Annotated in this window: 10 protein-coding genes; 6 read left to right on the forward strand and 4 right to left on the reverse strand. The window is 29.7% G+C overall.

Features of this window, described 5'->3' with window-relative positions; all coding sequences use genetic code 11:
• Nucleotides 1-84 precede the first annotated feature (84 nt).
• Nucleotides 85-810, forward strand: coding sequence for an ABC transporter ATP-binding protein (locus BN2087_RS04135; protein WP_049690597.1), 726 nt, complete (start codon nt 85-87; stop codon nt 808-810).
• Nucleotides 800-2,434 carry a hypothetical protein gene (locus BN2087_RS04140; protein ID WP_049690598.1) on the forward strand — a complete coding sequence of 545 codons (1,635 nt, stop codon included), beginning with the start codon at nt 800-802 and terminating at the stop codon, nt 2,432-2,434. Before BN2087_RS04135 ends, BN2087_RS04140 begins: the two co-directional genes overlap by 11 nt.
• 616 nt (nt 2,435-3,050) lie before the next feature.
• Here the strand turns inward: BN2087_RS04140 and BN2087_RS04145 are convergent.
• The gene (locus BN2087_RS04145; protein WP_049690599.1) at nt 3,051-3,893 is read right to left on the reverse strand and encodes an aggregation-promoting factor C-terminal-like domain-containing protein; all 843 of its coding nucleotides are present in this window, start codon (nt 3,891-3,893) and stop codon (nt 3,051-3,053) included.
• A 242-nt stretch (nt 3,894-4,135) separates the two neighbouring features.
• On the opposite strand from BN2087_RS04145, the gene hydE reads away from it, so the two are divergent.
• On the forward strand, nt 4,136-5,170 hold the full coding sequence (gene hydE / locus BN2087_RS04150) for a [FeFe] hydrogenase H-cluster radical SAM maturase HydE (protein ID WP_049690600.1): 1,035 nt from the start codon (nt 4,136-4,138) through the stop codon (nt 5,168-5,170).
• A gap of 289 nt (nt 5,171-5,459) precedes the next feature.
• Here hydE and BN2087_RS04155 read toward each other — a convergent pair whose 3' ends face one another.
• Entirely contained in the window at nt 5,460-6,254 is a 795-nt protein-coding gene (locus tag BN2087_RS04155; RefSeq protein WP_049690601.1) for a histidinol-phosphatase HisJ family protein, read from the reverse strand.
• Between the two features lie 134 nt (nt 6,255-6,388).
• Here BN2087_RS04155 and BN2087_RS04160 point away from each other — a divergent pair, with 134 nt between their 5' ends.
• Entirely contained in the window at nt 6,389-7,645 is a 1,257-nt protein-coding gene (locus BN2087_RS04160) for a hypothetical protein (RefSeq protein WP_049690602.1), read from the forward strand.
• Between the two features lie 33 nt (nt 7,646-7,678).
• Here the strand turns inward: BN2087_RS04160 and BN2087_RS04165 are convergent, their stop codons facing one another.
• Both BN2087_RS04165 and BN2087_RS04170 read right to left on the reverse strand, forming a co-directional pair.
• On the reverse strand, nt 7,679-9,607 hold the full coding sequence (locus tag BN2087_RS04165) for a fructose-bisphosphatase class III (RefSeq protein WP_049690603.1): 1,929 nt from the start codon (nt 9,605-9,607) through the stop codon (nt 7,679-7,681).
• Nucleotides 9,608-9,686: 79 nt separating this feature from the next.
• On the reverse strand, nt 9,687-10,334 hold the full coding sequence (locus BN2087_RS04170) for a hypothetical protein (RefSeq protein WP_049690604.1): 648 nt from the start codon (nt 10,332-10,334) through the stop codon (nt 9,687-9,689).
• Between the two features lie 113 nt (nt 10,335-10,447).
• Between BN2087_RS04170 and BN2087_RS04175 the strand changes: the two genes are divergently transcribed.
• Nucleotides 10,448-10,960, forward strand: a complete 513-nt coding sequence (locus BN2087_RS04175) for a nitroreductase family protein (protein WP_049690605.1) — start codon at nt 10,448-10,450, stop codon at nt 10,958-10,960.
• Nucleotides 10,961-11,217: 257 nt separating this feature from the next.
• Complete coding sequence (gene rpoB, locus BN2087_RS04180; protein ID WP_049690606.1) at nt 11,218-14,928, forward strand: DNA-directed RNA polymerase subunit beta; 3,711 nt, start codon at nt 11,218-11,220, stop codon at nt 14,926-14,928.
• Nucleotides 14,929-14,937 lie beyond the last annotated feature (9 nt).

Below are 14,937 nucleotides of genomic sequence, written 5' to 3' on the forward strand. Positions count from 1 at the left end.
ATTAATCTCATGGAATTTTCCGTGAGATTTTTTTTGTTTATTTTTTGGGTAAATATAAAATAAGTTACTATACAAGGAGGGCTTATGCTTGAAGTTAAAAATTTTACAAAAAAATATAAAAATGGCAAGCTTGCTGTTGATAATATTTCATTTACTGTAAATAATGGAGAAATATTTGGCTTTTTGGGTCCAAATGGTGCTGGAAAATCTACAACTATAAAGGCTATTGTTGGATTAATTAAAAAAAGCAAGGGTGAGATAAAAATTGATGGGATAAGACTTGAAGATGATCCACTTTTATACAAAAATAAATTTTCCTATCTTGCAGATAATCCTGATTTATTTGATAAATTTACGGCAGTTGAGTACATAAATTTTGTGGCAGATATTTATGGTATTGATGAAAAAACTAGAGATGAAAGGCTCAATACTTATCTTGATTATTTTGATATAAGAGAGGCTATGGCGGATTTGATTTCTTCTTTTTCTCATGGAATGAAGCAAAAACTTGCTATAATTTCATCTCTTATTCACGATCCAGACCTTTTGATTTTGGATGAGCCAATGGTAGGACTTGATCCAAAATCTTCTTTTAATCTTAAAAAAATAATGAGAGAGAGAAGGGATGATGGAAAAATGGTTTTCTTTTCAACCCATATTATGGAAGTTGCTGAAAATATTTGCGATAGAATTGCTATAATTTCTAAGGGAAAAATTGTTGCCCAAGGAAGGCTTGATGAAATCAGGGAAAATCTTAATGAAGATAAGTCCTTGGAAGAATTATTTTTGGAGCTTACAGATGAAAAATAAAAGATTGAAAAGGATTTTTATGAAAAATTTCAAGGAAGAAATTTCTCAGTATATTCCAGGAACAAAAGTTTATGGACTTCCAAATGACTATACTCTAAGAATTTTATACCTTCTTTTGATGTATGGTTTTTATACAGCTGTTGGTCTTGGAACTTTCGCTTTTTTGGCTTTTACCTATTTAACAAAAAATGATGAATTTTCATATTTTACATCAGCATCATTAATAATAAGTTTGTTTGTGCTTATAGGCTCTGCTGTGGATTTAGTTTCAGATTATACTAAAAGTAAGGACATAAATATTTTGATGACCATGCCAATAAAAGATGAAGAAATTTATTTATCAAAATTTTTGGCAATAATTTTATCAAAATTTGAAATTTTTTATTTTTATATTTTGATGATAGGAGTCTATTTATTTAATATGGGCTTTTCTTTTATAAGATTTTTTGGACAAATAATAAACGTTTTTCCAATATTTGTAACATCAGTTGCAATTATTTCAATTCCTATAATGTTAATTATGAGATTTTCAAATATAAGAAATTACAAAACAACATTTAAATTTATAGGCTATGGATTTGCATTATTTGGACTTGGTTTTATATATTTTTATGCCTTTACAAAAGATGGAAGGTCAAGTGATTTAATTTCAAATTTGATGAAAATATTTGTAAAACATTCAGGTAAAGTTTCGTTTTTGTTTTTCCATACAAGATTATATGGAAAAAGTTTGAGCGGAAATACACTAGATTTTTTCTTGTATAGCTTTTCCTTGTATTTATATAGCTTTATAATTTTATTTATACTTGCAAAGCTTGCATCAAAAATCTACCTTGATTCGCTTACAGGAAATGAACAGATTAAAATTCACAAAAAAAGTAAAAATATTTCCTACAAAAAATCATCAACCATCCATGCCATTTACAAAAAAGATATTAAAACAATTATAAAAAATCCAGTCTATCTTTTTCCAGTCCTATCATCAATAATAATGCTTACAATTGTGTGGGGATTTGGGTCAAGTGGACTTTTTGAATTAATAAAAGGAGTGAATTTAAAAAACAAAGAAATATATTTATTTATAATTTTGGGATCTTTTGCCTTCAGATTTTTTGTATCAGGAAATGACATAGGAATAAATTCATCCCTATCAAGAGAAGGAAAGACTTTGTACCAAACTTTGACGCTGCCAATAAGTCCAAAAGATAATGTAATGGCAAGGGCTCTTTCAATTAATACAATAAATTTTATTATAAATTTATCTATTTGTATTGTTTTAAGCCTTATTACAAAAATAAATATTTTGGCAAGTATTTCTATTTTTATAGGATTTAGCCTATCAAGCCTTATTTCATCATTGCAGGGTCTTTTGATGGACGCAAACGCAATAAATATCCACTGGGAAAAAGAGAGAGATCTAACAAAAGGCTCATCACAAAATATTGGATATTTTTTGATAGAAGGATTTGTCTTAATAATAGTAGGAGTCATAACTTATATTATTTATAAATTTACAAATATTTATTTTGTATTTTTATTTGTAATGGTCTTAATAACACTAACAATAATATTTTTGTACAAAAAAGTAATAAAAAAATACGAAAAAGGATTTTTTGACCTATAAAAAACAAATAAAACGAAGAAATCCTATCAAGTATAGTCGAGAGAACTTAAGCATTTAATAAATAAAATTTGAAATAAAAATAACTGCTAATAAAATAAATTAGAAAAAAACAAACCAAACCGAAGTAAACCCCATCTTGAGCAGATAAATATGCCTTGATTTGGCATATTTATCCCTAAAACTAGTGCGAGAGCACGGAAAAATTTGCGAAGCAAATGGGTTTTAGTGTCGAGAGATTTCTTATTAGACTTAGCTTGTAATTAATAAAATTCGAAAATAAAAAATAATTGCTGATTTATCAAATTATAAAAATGAAAAACCAAACCGAAGTAAACCCCATATCGAGCAGATAAATATGCCTTGATTTGGCATATTTATCCCTAAAACTAGTGCGAGAGCACGGATGAATTTACGTAGTAAATGAGTTTTCATAAGCACGGAAAAAATTGCGAAGTAAACCCATCTCGAGCGAAGTCGAGAGATCTCATTATTACACCTAGCCTGTAATTTAATAAAACTTTGAAATAAATTAAAAAATATTTTTTTAAAATCATATTCCAACAAAAAAACTTCAAGCAATTACGCTTGAAGTTTTAAATTTAAAATTTATTTAATTTTAGTACCAACCATTGTTGTTCCAGAATGCTAAAGCATTGTCCCATGAACCATATCTTTGAGCTACATATTGATCAGCAACTCTTTCTTGGTTAGCTGGTGAATAATCTCCATTTAAATAAGCTGAAGATAATTGATATTTTCCAATGTATTGACCATTTCTAGCATTGTATGATCCACCAGATTCTCTTTGAGCAATAATTTGTTTAGCTGATGAATTATTAGCTGTGTATGATTGAGCTGGTGCTTGGTATGTTTGTGCTGGAGCTTGGTAAGTTTGTGCAGGTGCTTGATAATTTTGAGCTTGAGCTTGAGCTTGTGCAGCTGGAGCTTGAGCTTGTTGATTAGCGCTTGCAACTTGACCTAAAGCATTATTTACAATGTGTTGAGAAAGATCTAAAAGACTGCTGTAAACATATCCTTCTTTTCCTTCAAAAGAAACTTTTACGAATCCATTGTTTGCTATAGATTTAACTTCAACAACATTTCCTGCTTGAAGAACTTGGTAAATTTCTGAATTTAAATTGTCAGCACTTCTTAAGTTAGCTGGGCTTACAACCTTAACTTCTTCAGTTACGTTGAATAAATCTCCATAAACAAAAGCTTCTTTTCCGTTAAAATTAATTTTTAACCAACCATTGTTATTTTCAATAACTTCGTAAGCTTTATTGTTGTTGATTCCTCCGATAATATTTGAATCTGTACCAGCAGCTTCTCTAACGTTAACTGCATTTGCTTTGTTTGCATCTTTAACTGCAACTGCAGCTTCTGATTTATTTGATGCTGTGAAAATTGTCGGTAGTACGATTGCCGCTGCTAGAGCGTATTTTTTAAAATTTGTCATAATGATTACTCCTTATATGTAATTTTTTAATTTATTGTAACTATTAACTAGTTATTTTCTAAAATTATTTTCTATTTCGTAACAATAGTTACAAAATATTTACAACTCGTTTTTACAAGCATTATAATATCTTATGATTGTGTAGAAAATATGAAGAAAAATAAAAAAATTTAAATTTCTAAATTTTTCTTATAGTATTTTTTTTGTTATAATAGATGAATACGAAAAGGAGAGGATAGATAATGGGATTTGTAAAAGCTGAAAATTTTTCTGATAAGGAGCTTTTAAAATTTTTAAAAGATGACGCATACAACGAATGTCTGGCGAAAAAAGCTGATGCTGTAAGACAAGAAATTTATGGAAAAGATGTTTTTGTCAGAGGCCTCATTGAATTTACAAATTATTGCAAAAATAATTGCTATTATTGTGGGATAAGAAAATCAAATTCAAATGTAAAAAGATATAGGCTTTCTTTTGATGAAATTATTATGTGTGCAAAAATTGGTTACAAATTAGGTTACAGAACTTTCGTACTCCAAGGTGGGGAAGATTTAACTTATAAAGATGAAGATATTTGTAAAATTGTAGAAGAAATAAAAAAAATTCATCCTGATTGTGCCATTACCTTATCTATTGGAGAAAGATCAAAAAAATCTTACAAGTCATTTTTTGAAGCTGGCGCAGATAGGTTTTTATTAAGAGAAGAAACTTCAAACAAAGATCATTATTATAAAATCCATCCTAAAGAAATGTCTTTTGAAAATAGAAGAAGAGCTCTTTTTGATTTAAAAGAAATTGGTTTTCAAGTTGGGGGAGGCTTTATGGTGGGATCTCCTTATCAAACAGATGAAGATTTAATTTCAGATTTGAGATTTTTACAAAAATTAAAACCGGACATGATAGGAATAGGCCCATATTTATCCCAGCACGATACTCCATTTAAAAATATGGAAAATGGATCCTACAAAAAAACTTTAAGACTTGTTTCTATCTTAAGATTAATGTTTCCTTATTGTTTGATTCCAGCAACAACCGCTCTTGGAACGATAAATCCCTTTGGAAGGGAAGAAGGCCTAAAGGCGGGAGCAAATGTCCTAATGCCAAATTTGTCCCCAACATCTTATAGAGAACTTTATTCCTTATATGATAATAAAATTTGCACGGGAGATGAGGCGGCAGAATGTAGAAATTGTTTGGAACTAAGAATAAAAAAAGCAGGTTACAATATAGTAACCCACAGGGGAGATGTTTCTTCTTATAAAAAAATGTATGAATAAAGGCTCTTTACGAGCCCTAGACTGTTGACAAACTAAAGAAATTCCATTTCGACCGAACGTAGTGAGCGGAGAAATCTCATGAGATCTCCCCATGCGTTCGTTTCACTCACACTAAAACACGTTTGCTTAGCAAATGTCTCCGTGCTTTCGCACTTAATTTTAGGGATAAATGTGCAAAATCAATGCACATTTATCTAGTCGAGATGGTACGTAGCGTAATTTTTATCTTAAAATAAAATATTATCTACATTCATACTTTGTCTACGCTCTGAGGCTCTTTATAAGCCTTTTAAATTTCTATTATTTTTTCTTCTTTATTTTCAAAATATGAAATATGGTCAAAGCCTATCTCTTTTAAGTGTTTTATTCCTTCATCAATTTTGTAGGAAATTGTATCTGGAAAATGGGAATCTGAACCTAGAGTTATTGTTTTTCCTCCAAGATTTTTGTATTTTTCTAAAATTTTATCTTTTGGGTTAGCATGTGTTAAATTATTTCTAAATCCTGCTGTATTATATTCAAAACCTCTTTTTGTTTTTATTAATTCTTTTAAAATTTCTTCTATCAAGTCCTCATAAAATGAAAAATCTGGTATTACTGATTTATCTTCAAGGTATCTATCAATATAATCAATATGGCCCAAAACTGAGAAGTTTTTGCAGGATCTTACAGAATCTAGCATATACTTATAATATTTTCTATAATAATATTCTGGATTTTTTTCTATATTTTTTCTATTTGACCAAACATCTTCAAATTTAACTGCATGGATTGATCCAATTACAAAATCAAAGGGATTTTTTTCAATAAATTCATTTATTTTATCCGCATTTTCATAGGCTATACCTACTTCAATACCTGCTAAAATTTTAATTTTATTTTTATATTTTTCCCTAAGCATATATATAGTAGAGAAATATTTTTCAAGGTCAAAGGATATATCTCTAGAATTTTGGCAAAAATTGTCCATATGGTCTGTAAAGGCCATTATTTTTATATTATTTTTTATGGCTGATTTTATATTTTCTTCTGGATTTGTGTTTGAATCAAAAGAAAAATTTGAGTGTAAATGTAAGTCTTGCATATTATTCCTTTCTTTTTTATTCTTTCTTCATATATGATAACATATATTTTCTTTAAGATAAATTTGATAAAAACTACAATTTTTTTAAAAATTTTGATATAATAATTATTGAAGTTAAACAGGAGAGGGGAATTATGAAAAAAAATAGTAAAATTTTAATTTTGGGACTTGGATTATCTTTGGCATTCGCTCCAATCAATAGCCTGGTTTCAAGTAATATTAATGTAGCTTATGCTGTAGAAGAAAATACTGAAAAAGAAGAAATAACATTAGAAGAATATATAGATCAAGCTAAGAAATTTATGGATTCTGATGTTTTTAAAAAATTTGAAAAAGACGATCAAGATAATTATAAAGAATTATTAGAAAATTTGTCTGTAGAAAATTTAGAAAAAGAAAAATCAGATGAAATTGTTAAAGAAATAGAAAAAATAAAATTATCCTATGAGTATAATGAATTAAAGGACGAAGTTTTAAAATTAAATGTTGCTTCCTTGTCTGATGATTTGAAGAAAGAAGTTAAAGCTTACAAAGATTCAGATGAAACTTATAAAGATTACGAAACACAAATAAATAAGCTCAAGACTATCAAATCAAATATTGAAAATTACAATAAAGAATTAGCTGAATCTAAAAAGATTTTAAAAGAAGGTCTAGATAAATATAAAAACTCTGGTCTTGATTTAAAAGCAGAAAAAGCAGTTTTAGATGATGAAAAATCAAAGCTTGATGATATAGAAAAAGCAATCAATAGTTTGAATAAAAAAGTTGAAGATTATAATGCAAAAGTTAAGGAAGAAAATAGACTTAAAAATCTTTCAAAGCTTAGAGATATAATTGACGAAGAAGAAAGTGTAAAAAACTCTTATCTTTACAAAAAAGCAGGCAAAGAATTAAAAGAAAAATTTGATGCTAGCTTAGAAAATGCGAAATCTGCTTATAAAAATCTTGAAAAAAAAGAAGAAGTTAATAATGTAGATGATTTGGTTAGTGTTTATAATTCATCTAAAAGTAATCTTGACGGAAATAAATTTGTAGATGAACATAAAAAACTCATTGAATATTTTGATAAAAATAAAGATAAATTATCAGGCGAAGATCAAGAAAAATTTGCTAAATTAATAAATGAATTGCCTAACAAGGAAGATTCTAATCTAGAAAGTATAAGTAAATTAAAATCTGAAATTGAAAAAGCTATAGAAGAAAATCAAAAACAAGGCAAATTAAACAAGGTAACAAGACAAGTTGCAGTTCCAAAAGGAACTGGAACAAAGAAAAGCCGTTCTTTTGTAAGAACAGGAGTAAAATCTGTAGGAATTGTTCTTGTAGTTTTAATCCTTGCAGGAATTGCATATTTCTTTGCAACAAAGAAAAGTAAAAATAATAAATAAAAAAAATCTTCAAGCAAAACTTGAAGATTTTTTTTATTTATTTGAAATATTTTTCCCATTATCAATCAGATCGAGAGTCTCTTTTAAAACTTCTATTCTTGTCCTAATTGTTTCACCCTCGTCTGTGTCTTTTATTAGCATTCTTGGAATTAGTTTTTCAGTTTCATAAATTTTTGGGGTGTAGGCTCCCATATTATCCCTAATATGTGAATAGGAAACGTGCTCGGCAAGGGCAACGTGGTGGGAGTTATACATCAAAGTATAGCCTGCAATGCCTGTCTTTTTTTGGTAGGTTTTTGAAATTCCACCGTCAATTACATACAATTTTCCATTTGCCCTTACAGGTTTTTTGCCTTCTTTGACCTTAACTGGAACGTGGCCGTTTATAATTCTTCTTCTTTCGCATTTTAAATCAAATTCATCCAAAATTTTATCGCAAATTTCTTCTTTTTTGTTTAAATCATAATAAGGATTCATTTTTTCATATTTTAAGCTCTTATCATCGACTAATAAATTTTCGAAATATGAATATTGACTTTTGCCAAAAATTGGAGATTTTTTGCCACAAACCAAATACCAGCAAACATCTTGGGCAAATTCTTTTTCCTTTGGATTTTTTGAAAAATAAGCATCTCTTGCAAGCTTATCAAAAATATCAAGCATTGCACGGCCCTTGTAGGATTTTCCTTTGATTTTTACTTCTTGGAAATTTCCATCCTCATCCATTGGTATACAACCGTGAAATAAGAGAGACCCATTGGATTTTTTATACATTGCTCCGTTTGTATACATAAATTTGATGTGCTTATTTAAAAGAAGATTTTTTGAAAATTCTTTTTGGAGGGTATTAATTATAAATTCTTCCTCGTAGCTTAATTTACTAGGATCTTTTGGGTCTATAGTTGGGAAATTTGTATCAAGGAGTTTTGCTCCTTTATAGGCCATGTCATCAAAATTAATGTGTTTTAAAGCATCTCTATCATCCATATTAAATTCTGGATTTCTTTCAAGAAGTTTACTATCTAGTTTAAACCTAATGATGCTCATGGCCTTAAACATTTTTGCAGCAACATCCTTGTTGACCTTATCGTAAATATTCTCTTCAAAAATTTTTGGCATAAATCTCTCACAAGGATCATCCCTATAAGTTTTCATAGAAAATTCATAAAGTGGCCTTAAATTTATTCCATAACCTTCTTCTATAAAGTCAAAATTGTTGTAGGAAAAAGCATTACAAAGGCAAGCTGCAATCAAAGCCTTGTTTCCACTTACAGCTCCCATCCAGGCAAGATCGTGATTTCCCCATTGAATATCAACATTAGGAAAGGCAATCAACTCATCCATAATAACATGAGGCTCAGGACCTCTGTCGTAAATATCCCCAACTATGTGGAGGCTATCGACAGAAATTCTTTGGATTAGGGAAGATAAAACAATAATAAAATCATCGGCAGCCTTATATCTAATGATATTTTCAATTATTTTTTCATAATAAAGTTTTTTATTAAATTCAGAATCATTGGTATACAAAAGCTCATCGATAATTTCCTTATAATTTGTAGGAAATTTTTCTTTTACCGTATCTTTTGGATATTTGGTAGAAACAAACCTAAACAAATTAACAAGCCTGTGAATATTGATTGTGTACCAATCATCATCAATAATATTTTCTTCCTTTAATCTTACAAGCTCAATTTCAGGATTATAAATTAAACTTGCAAGATCGTCTTGATCTTTTTTAATAAGAGTATCACCAAAATATTGGCTAGTTTTATCCCTAATATTACCAGCAGCTGACCTTAAAAGATGAACAAAAGCCTTGGCTTCCCCGTGAAGATCAGAAAAAAAGTACTCAGTTCCCTTTGGAAGATATAATTTTGCGTTTAAACCAATTAATTCATCAACCAAATGAGTCCTACTTGGATAATTTTCTCTAAGAAGATTTAAATATTTTTCGTTCATAAAAACCCTTTCATAATAATTTCAAAAAAAAGTAAGGCTTAGGCTTACTTTTCTATTGTAACTTTTTTATTAAATTTACTTATTCTTTTTCACCATCTTGATCTAAATTTAATTTATCTTTAGACTCATCGATATTATTAACTTCAATAATTTCAATATCATCATTAGATGTATCATCTTCAATATCTTCATCTATGATAACTTCATCATCAATTACTTTTTCATTTTCGTATTCAATATTTTTTTGATTTTTTAAATCATGAAAAGTAACAATTTTTTCAGATGGTTTTTCATCTGAGTTTTCTTCCTTATAATATACTTTGCTTTTTTCATTAAGTGCAATCATTGATCCAATAATTAAAATCACATTAAAAACATAAGCAACTATAAAAATTTTATCCCTCAAAAAAACATGACCTATAATAGAAAGAAAAATAAAGAAAAATCCTGTGAAAATATTAAACAAAAAATATTTCCCGTTTTTAATTGATTTAAAAATCTTTCTGTCTATTGATGCAATTAATATAAAAAGTAAAAATAGCATCACAAATAAAATAGGCTTAATTATAGAAAGAGATATATTGGAAAAACCCAACAAATCAAAAATAGCAAAAACATATTTCTCATCAACGAACATGGAAAATAAACTTGCCAAAAAAAGAGCTAAGCTTAAAAATAAATAATAAATTGCTCCCAAACATAAAAAAAACTTACTGATTTTCTTCATCAAATCCTCCTATTTAAATTAATTATACCACAACCATATAAAATATAGTTAATTCGAAAAAAGATTTTTGATTAAATTATTTATAGTATAATAAAGAAAAGAAGGGAGATATTATGGAATTTGATAAAGTGATAGACAAAAGAGTATCGACAAGAAAATTTTTAGACAAAAAAATTGAAAGAGAAAATTTGGAAAAAATTGTAAAAGCAGGAACAAAAGCTCCAGTTGGAAGAAGCTTATATGAAAATATGGCAATAACTGTGATTACAAATAAGGATTTTATAAAAGAAATTTTAGAAGAGGCAAGAGAAGTCGCAAATGATCCAAAAGCAAATCCAATTTATTCAGCTCCTTATTTAATAATAATTTCAGCCAAAGACGGACACGTAACAAGACTTGAAGATACAGCTTGTATAATTGAAAATATGTCCCTAAAAGCAACAGATCTTGAAATAGGATCTTGCTATATAAGAGGAATGTTTGAAAGATTTGATAAAAATGCAAAATTTATCAAAAAATTAAATCTTGAGGAAAATTTCTACCCAGTTCACGGTCTTATCTTAGGATATGCAAAAGAAGAATTAAAAGGAAAAAATCACCAAATAAAAACAAATTATATAGACTAAGTTGATTTGACAAAATTATAAAAAAATATATAGTAAGTAAAAATTATATAGAGATGAAAATTAATTTTAAAAATCTCCTAAATTATTTGACACTTACTAGCATGTAGTGATATAATAAACAATTGCTAGAATTCTAATTTAGCGAGATTTTTTATTTATGTAAAAAAGGCTTGTTTTAATATAAAAAAGCCCGAAAAATACATAAAAGGTCATAAGCAAAGTTTTAGGCTTAAAGCAAGATAAAGGAGTAATTTATAGTGCAATATCATAAAGAGTTATTTGGTAAAACTGAACGTGTTAGCTTTTCTAAATTTCCTCAAGTTCTTGATTTGCCAAACCTATTAAAAGTTCAAAAAGATTCTTATAGGTGGTTTGTCGAAGAAGGCTTGGGAGAAATCTTGGAAGATATTTCCCCAATTGAAGATTATAATGGCAATTTAATACTTGAATTTGTCGGTTATGATTTTGATGATGAAACAAAATATACAATAGAAGAAGCAAAATACAAAGATACAACATATTCTAGAGACCTTAAAGTTAAGGCTAGACTTATTAACAAGGAAACTGAAGAAGTAAAAGAACAAGAAGTATTTATGGGAGATTTCCCAATGATGACAGATTCAGCAACCTTTGTAATAAACGGTGCAGAAAGAGTTATTGTAAGTCAGCTTGTAAGAAGCCCTGGAGTTTATTACGCATCAGAGCTTGATAAATCAGGAAACAAAATGTATTCTTCAACAGTTATACCTAACAGAGGAGCATGGATAGAATTTGATACAGATGCATCTCATACAGTAAATGTAAGACTTGATCGTACAAGAAAACTTCCAGCTACAACTCTTGTAAGAGCTTTACTTTTTGAAAACGACGAAGAAATAATAGAAGCCTTGGGTGATACAGAACATTTAAGAAATACCCTAGAAAAAGAAAATTCAGAAACAAGCGAAGAAGCTTTAATAGAAATTTATAAAAAATTAAAGCCGGGTGATCCTGCCAGTCTTGAATCTGCACAAAATTTAATAAATAATCTTTTATTCGATGATAGAAGATATGACCTTGCTAAAGTAGGAAGATACAAATACAACAAAAAATTAGCTTTACACAACAGAATTATTGATCAAATTTCTGCAAAAGATGTAGTAAGTGATGAAACAGGTGAGCTTTTTGTAAAAGCTGGAGAAATGATAGACAGGACTACTGCTCTTAATATAGAAAAAAGCGGAATTAATGTTGTAGATATAATTGTAAAACAAGAAAACGGTGAGGACAAAGAATTAAGAATTTGTGGAAACCACTTTGTATATCTTGATTCTTTCGAAGAATTAGAAGGAATTGATCTAGAAAATCTTGAATTATCAGAAAAAGTATATTATCCAGTAATGAGAGAAATACTTGATGAAAATGAAGATAAAGAATCAATTTTAAATGAAATTGAAAGAAGAAAGAAAGAACTTTGTCCAAAAAATATAGTAAAATCTGACATTCTTGCTGCAGTAAACTATCAATTTAACCTTTTTGAAGGAATTGGCGATGTTGATGATATAGACCACTTAGGAAACAGAAGAGTTAGAGGTGTTGGAGAATTATTACAAAACCAATTTAGAATTGGTCTTGCAAGAATGGAAAGAGTTGTAAGAGAAAGAATGACAACTCAAGATCCAGACCTTGCAACTCCTCAAGGACTTATAAATATAAAACCTGTTACAGCAGTAATAAAAGAATTTTTCGGTTCCAGTCAGCTTTCACAATTTATGGATCAAACAAATCCAATGAGTGAGCTAACTCACAAAAGAAGATTATCAGCTTTAGGACCAGGTGGACTTTCAAGAGATAGGGCAGGAGTAGAAGTAAGGGACGTTCACGATTCCCACTACGGAAGAATTTGTCCGATAGAAACTCCAGAAGGACCAAACATCGGTCTAATTACTTCTCTAACAACTTATGCAAGAATAAATAAATACGGATTTATAGAAACACCTTACAGAAAAGTTGGAAAAGATGGTCACGTAACAGACGAAATAGATTATCTAACAGCAGATATTGAAGATGATTATATAATAGCTCAAGCCAACGAACCACTTGATGAAAATAATAGATTTATAAATGATCGTGTATCAGGTCGTGGTATTAATGGTGAGAATGATATTTATCCAAGAGAAACTGTAGAATATATGGACGTTTCTCCTCAACAAATCGTATCAGTTGGAGCAAGTTTGATTCCTTTCCTAGAAAACGACGATTCAACTCGTGCTCTAATGGGTGCCAACATGCAAAGGCAAGCAGTTCCACTTTTAAAATCCCAAGCACCAATAATTGCTACAGGAATTGAGCACAGGGCTGCAAAAGATTCAGGAGTTTGTGTAATAAGCAAAAACGCTGGAGAAGTTGTTTATGTTGGTGATGAAAAAATCAGAATTAAAAGAGATTCTGATGGAGAAATTGACTATTATAGACTTCTTAAATTTAGACGTGCAAACCAAGGAACAACAATTAACCAAAGACCAATTGTAAAACTTGGAGAACATGTTGAGGCAAACGAAATAATTGCAGACGGTCCTTCAACAGAACAAGGAGAGCTTGCCCTTGGTAAAAATATCCTTATAGCCTTTACAACATGGGAAGGATATAACTACGAAGATGCTATGCTCTTAAATGAACAATTGGTTATGGATGATGTTTTAACATCAGTTCATATAGAAGAGCATGAATGCGAAGCTCGTGAGACAAAACTTGGTGCTGAAGAAATAACAAAAGATATTCCAAATGTTGGCGATGACATGAAGAAAAATCTTGATGAAAATGGAGTTATAAGAATCGGTGCTGAAGTTAAAAGTGGCGATATCTTGGTAGGAAAAGTTTCACCAAAAGGAGAAACAGAACTATCTCCAGAAGAAAGATTATTAAGAGCCATCTTTGGAGAAAAAGCTCGTGAAGTTCGTGATACATCTCTTACAGTTCCACACGGAGAAAGTGGTATTGTTGTTGATGTTAAAGAATACAACAAAAAAGACGGAGATGAATTATCTCCAGGAGTAAATAAAGTTATTAGAGTTTTTGTTGCAACTAAAAGAAAAATCATGGTAGGAGATAAAATGTGTGGTAGGCACGGTAACAAGGGTGTCGTTTCAAGAATTATGCCAAGAGAAGATATGCCTTTCTTACCAGATGGAACTCCAATTCAAATTTGCTTAAACCCACTAGGTATTCCTTCACGTATGAATATCGGACAAGTTTTGGAAGTTCACATGGGTCTTGCTGCAAGAACTATGGGATGGAAGATTGCTACACCAGTATTTGATGGCGCTTTGGATACAGAAATAGAAGAAGCGTTAGAAGAAGCTCAAAAAACAGCTCCATATGTAAATAAAACAGGAAAAATCAGACTTCGTGATGGTAGAACCGGAGAAGAATTTGATAATCCAGTTACAGTTGGAGTAATGTATATGCTAAAACTTCACCACATGGTTGAAGAAAAAATCCACGCTAGAAGTATTGGACCTTACTCACTTGTAACCCAACAACCTTTGGGTGGAAAGGCACAATTTGGTGGACAAAGATTTGGAGAAATGGAAGTTTGGGCCCTAGAAGCATACGGTGCAAGTCATACTCTTCAAGAAATGTTAACTGTAAAATCTGATGATGTTACAGGAAGAGTTAAAACTTACGAAGCTATTGTTAAGGGAGAAAATGTTCCTGAACCAGGTACACCAGAATCTTTCAAAGTATTGGTAAAAGAATTACAATCTCTAGCCCTAGATGTTGAGCTTTTAGATGAAGATGGAAATGTAATTGAAATTAAAGAAAATATAGATGAACAAGATAAGTTCTCAGAAGTTGAAAAGATTGATGCATCAAAAATTAGAAGCCAATCCAAAAAACTTAGTGGAGCAAATCTATCAGCAAAAGAAGATGAAAAAGTAGAAGCTACAGATTCTACAAGTAATGATAATAAAGAGCTAGAAGATTAAGGGGGATTT

The sequence above is a fragment of the Anaerococcus jeddahensis genome (assembly GCF_001182725.1).
In the GTDB taxonomy this organism is placed as follows: domain Bacteria; phylum Bacillota; class Clostridia; order Tissierellales; family Peptoniphilaceae; genus Anaerococcus; species Anaerococcus jeddahensis.

Coding starts and splice junctions, on each gene's coding strand:
- BN2087_RS04135 (WP_049690597.1), top strand. CDS start 85: ATGCTTGAAGTTAAAAATTTTACAAAAAAATATAAAAATGGCAAGCTT.
- BN2087_RS04140 (WP_049690598.1), top strand. CDS start 800: ATGAAAAATAAAAGATTGAAAAGGATTTTTATGAAAAATTTCAAGGAA.
- BN2087_RS04145 (WP_049690599.1), bottom strand. CDS start 3,893: ATGACAAATTTTAAAAAATACGCTCTAGCAGCGGCAATCGTACTACCG.
- hydE (WP_049690600.1), top strand. CDS start 4,136: ATGGGATTTGTAAAAGCTGAAAATTTTTCTGATAAGGAGCTTTTAAAA.
- BN2087_RS04155 (WP_049690601.1), bottom strand. CDS start 6,254: ATGCAAGACTTACATTTACACTCAAATTTTTCTTTTGATTCAAACACA.
- BN2087_RS04160 (WP_049690602.1), top strand. CDS start 6,389: ATGAAAAAAAATAGTAAAATTTTAATTTTGGGACTTGGATTATCTTTG.
- BN2087_RS04165 (WP_049690603.1), bottom strand. CDS start 9,607: ATGAACGAAAAATATTTAAATCTTCTTAGAGAAAATTATCCAAGTAGG.
- BN2087_RS04170 (WP_049690604.1), bottom strand. CDS start 10,334: ATGAAGAAAATCAGTAAGTTTTTTTTATGTTTGGGAGCAATTTATTAT.
- BN2087_RS04175 (WP_049690605.1), top strand. CDS start 10,448: ATGGAATTTGATAAAGTGATAGACAAAAGAGTATCGACAAGAAAATTT.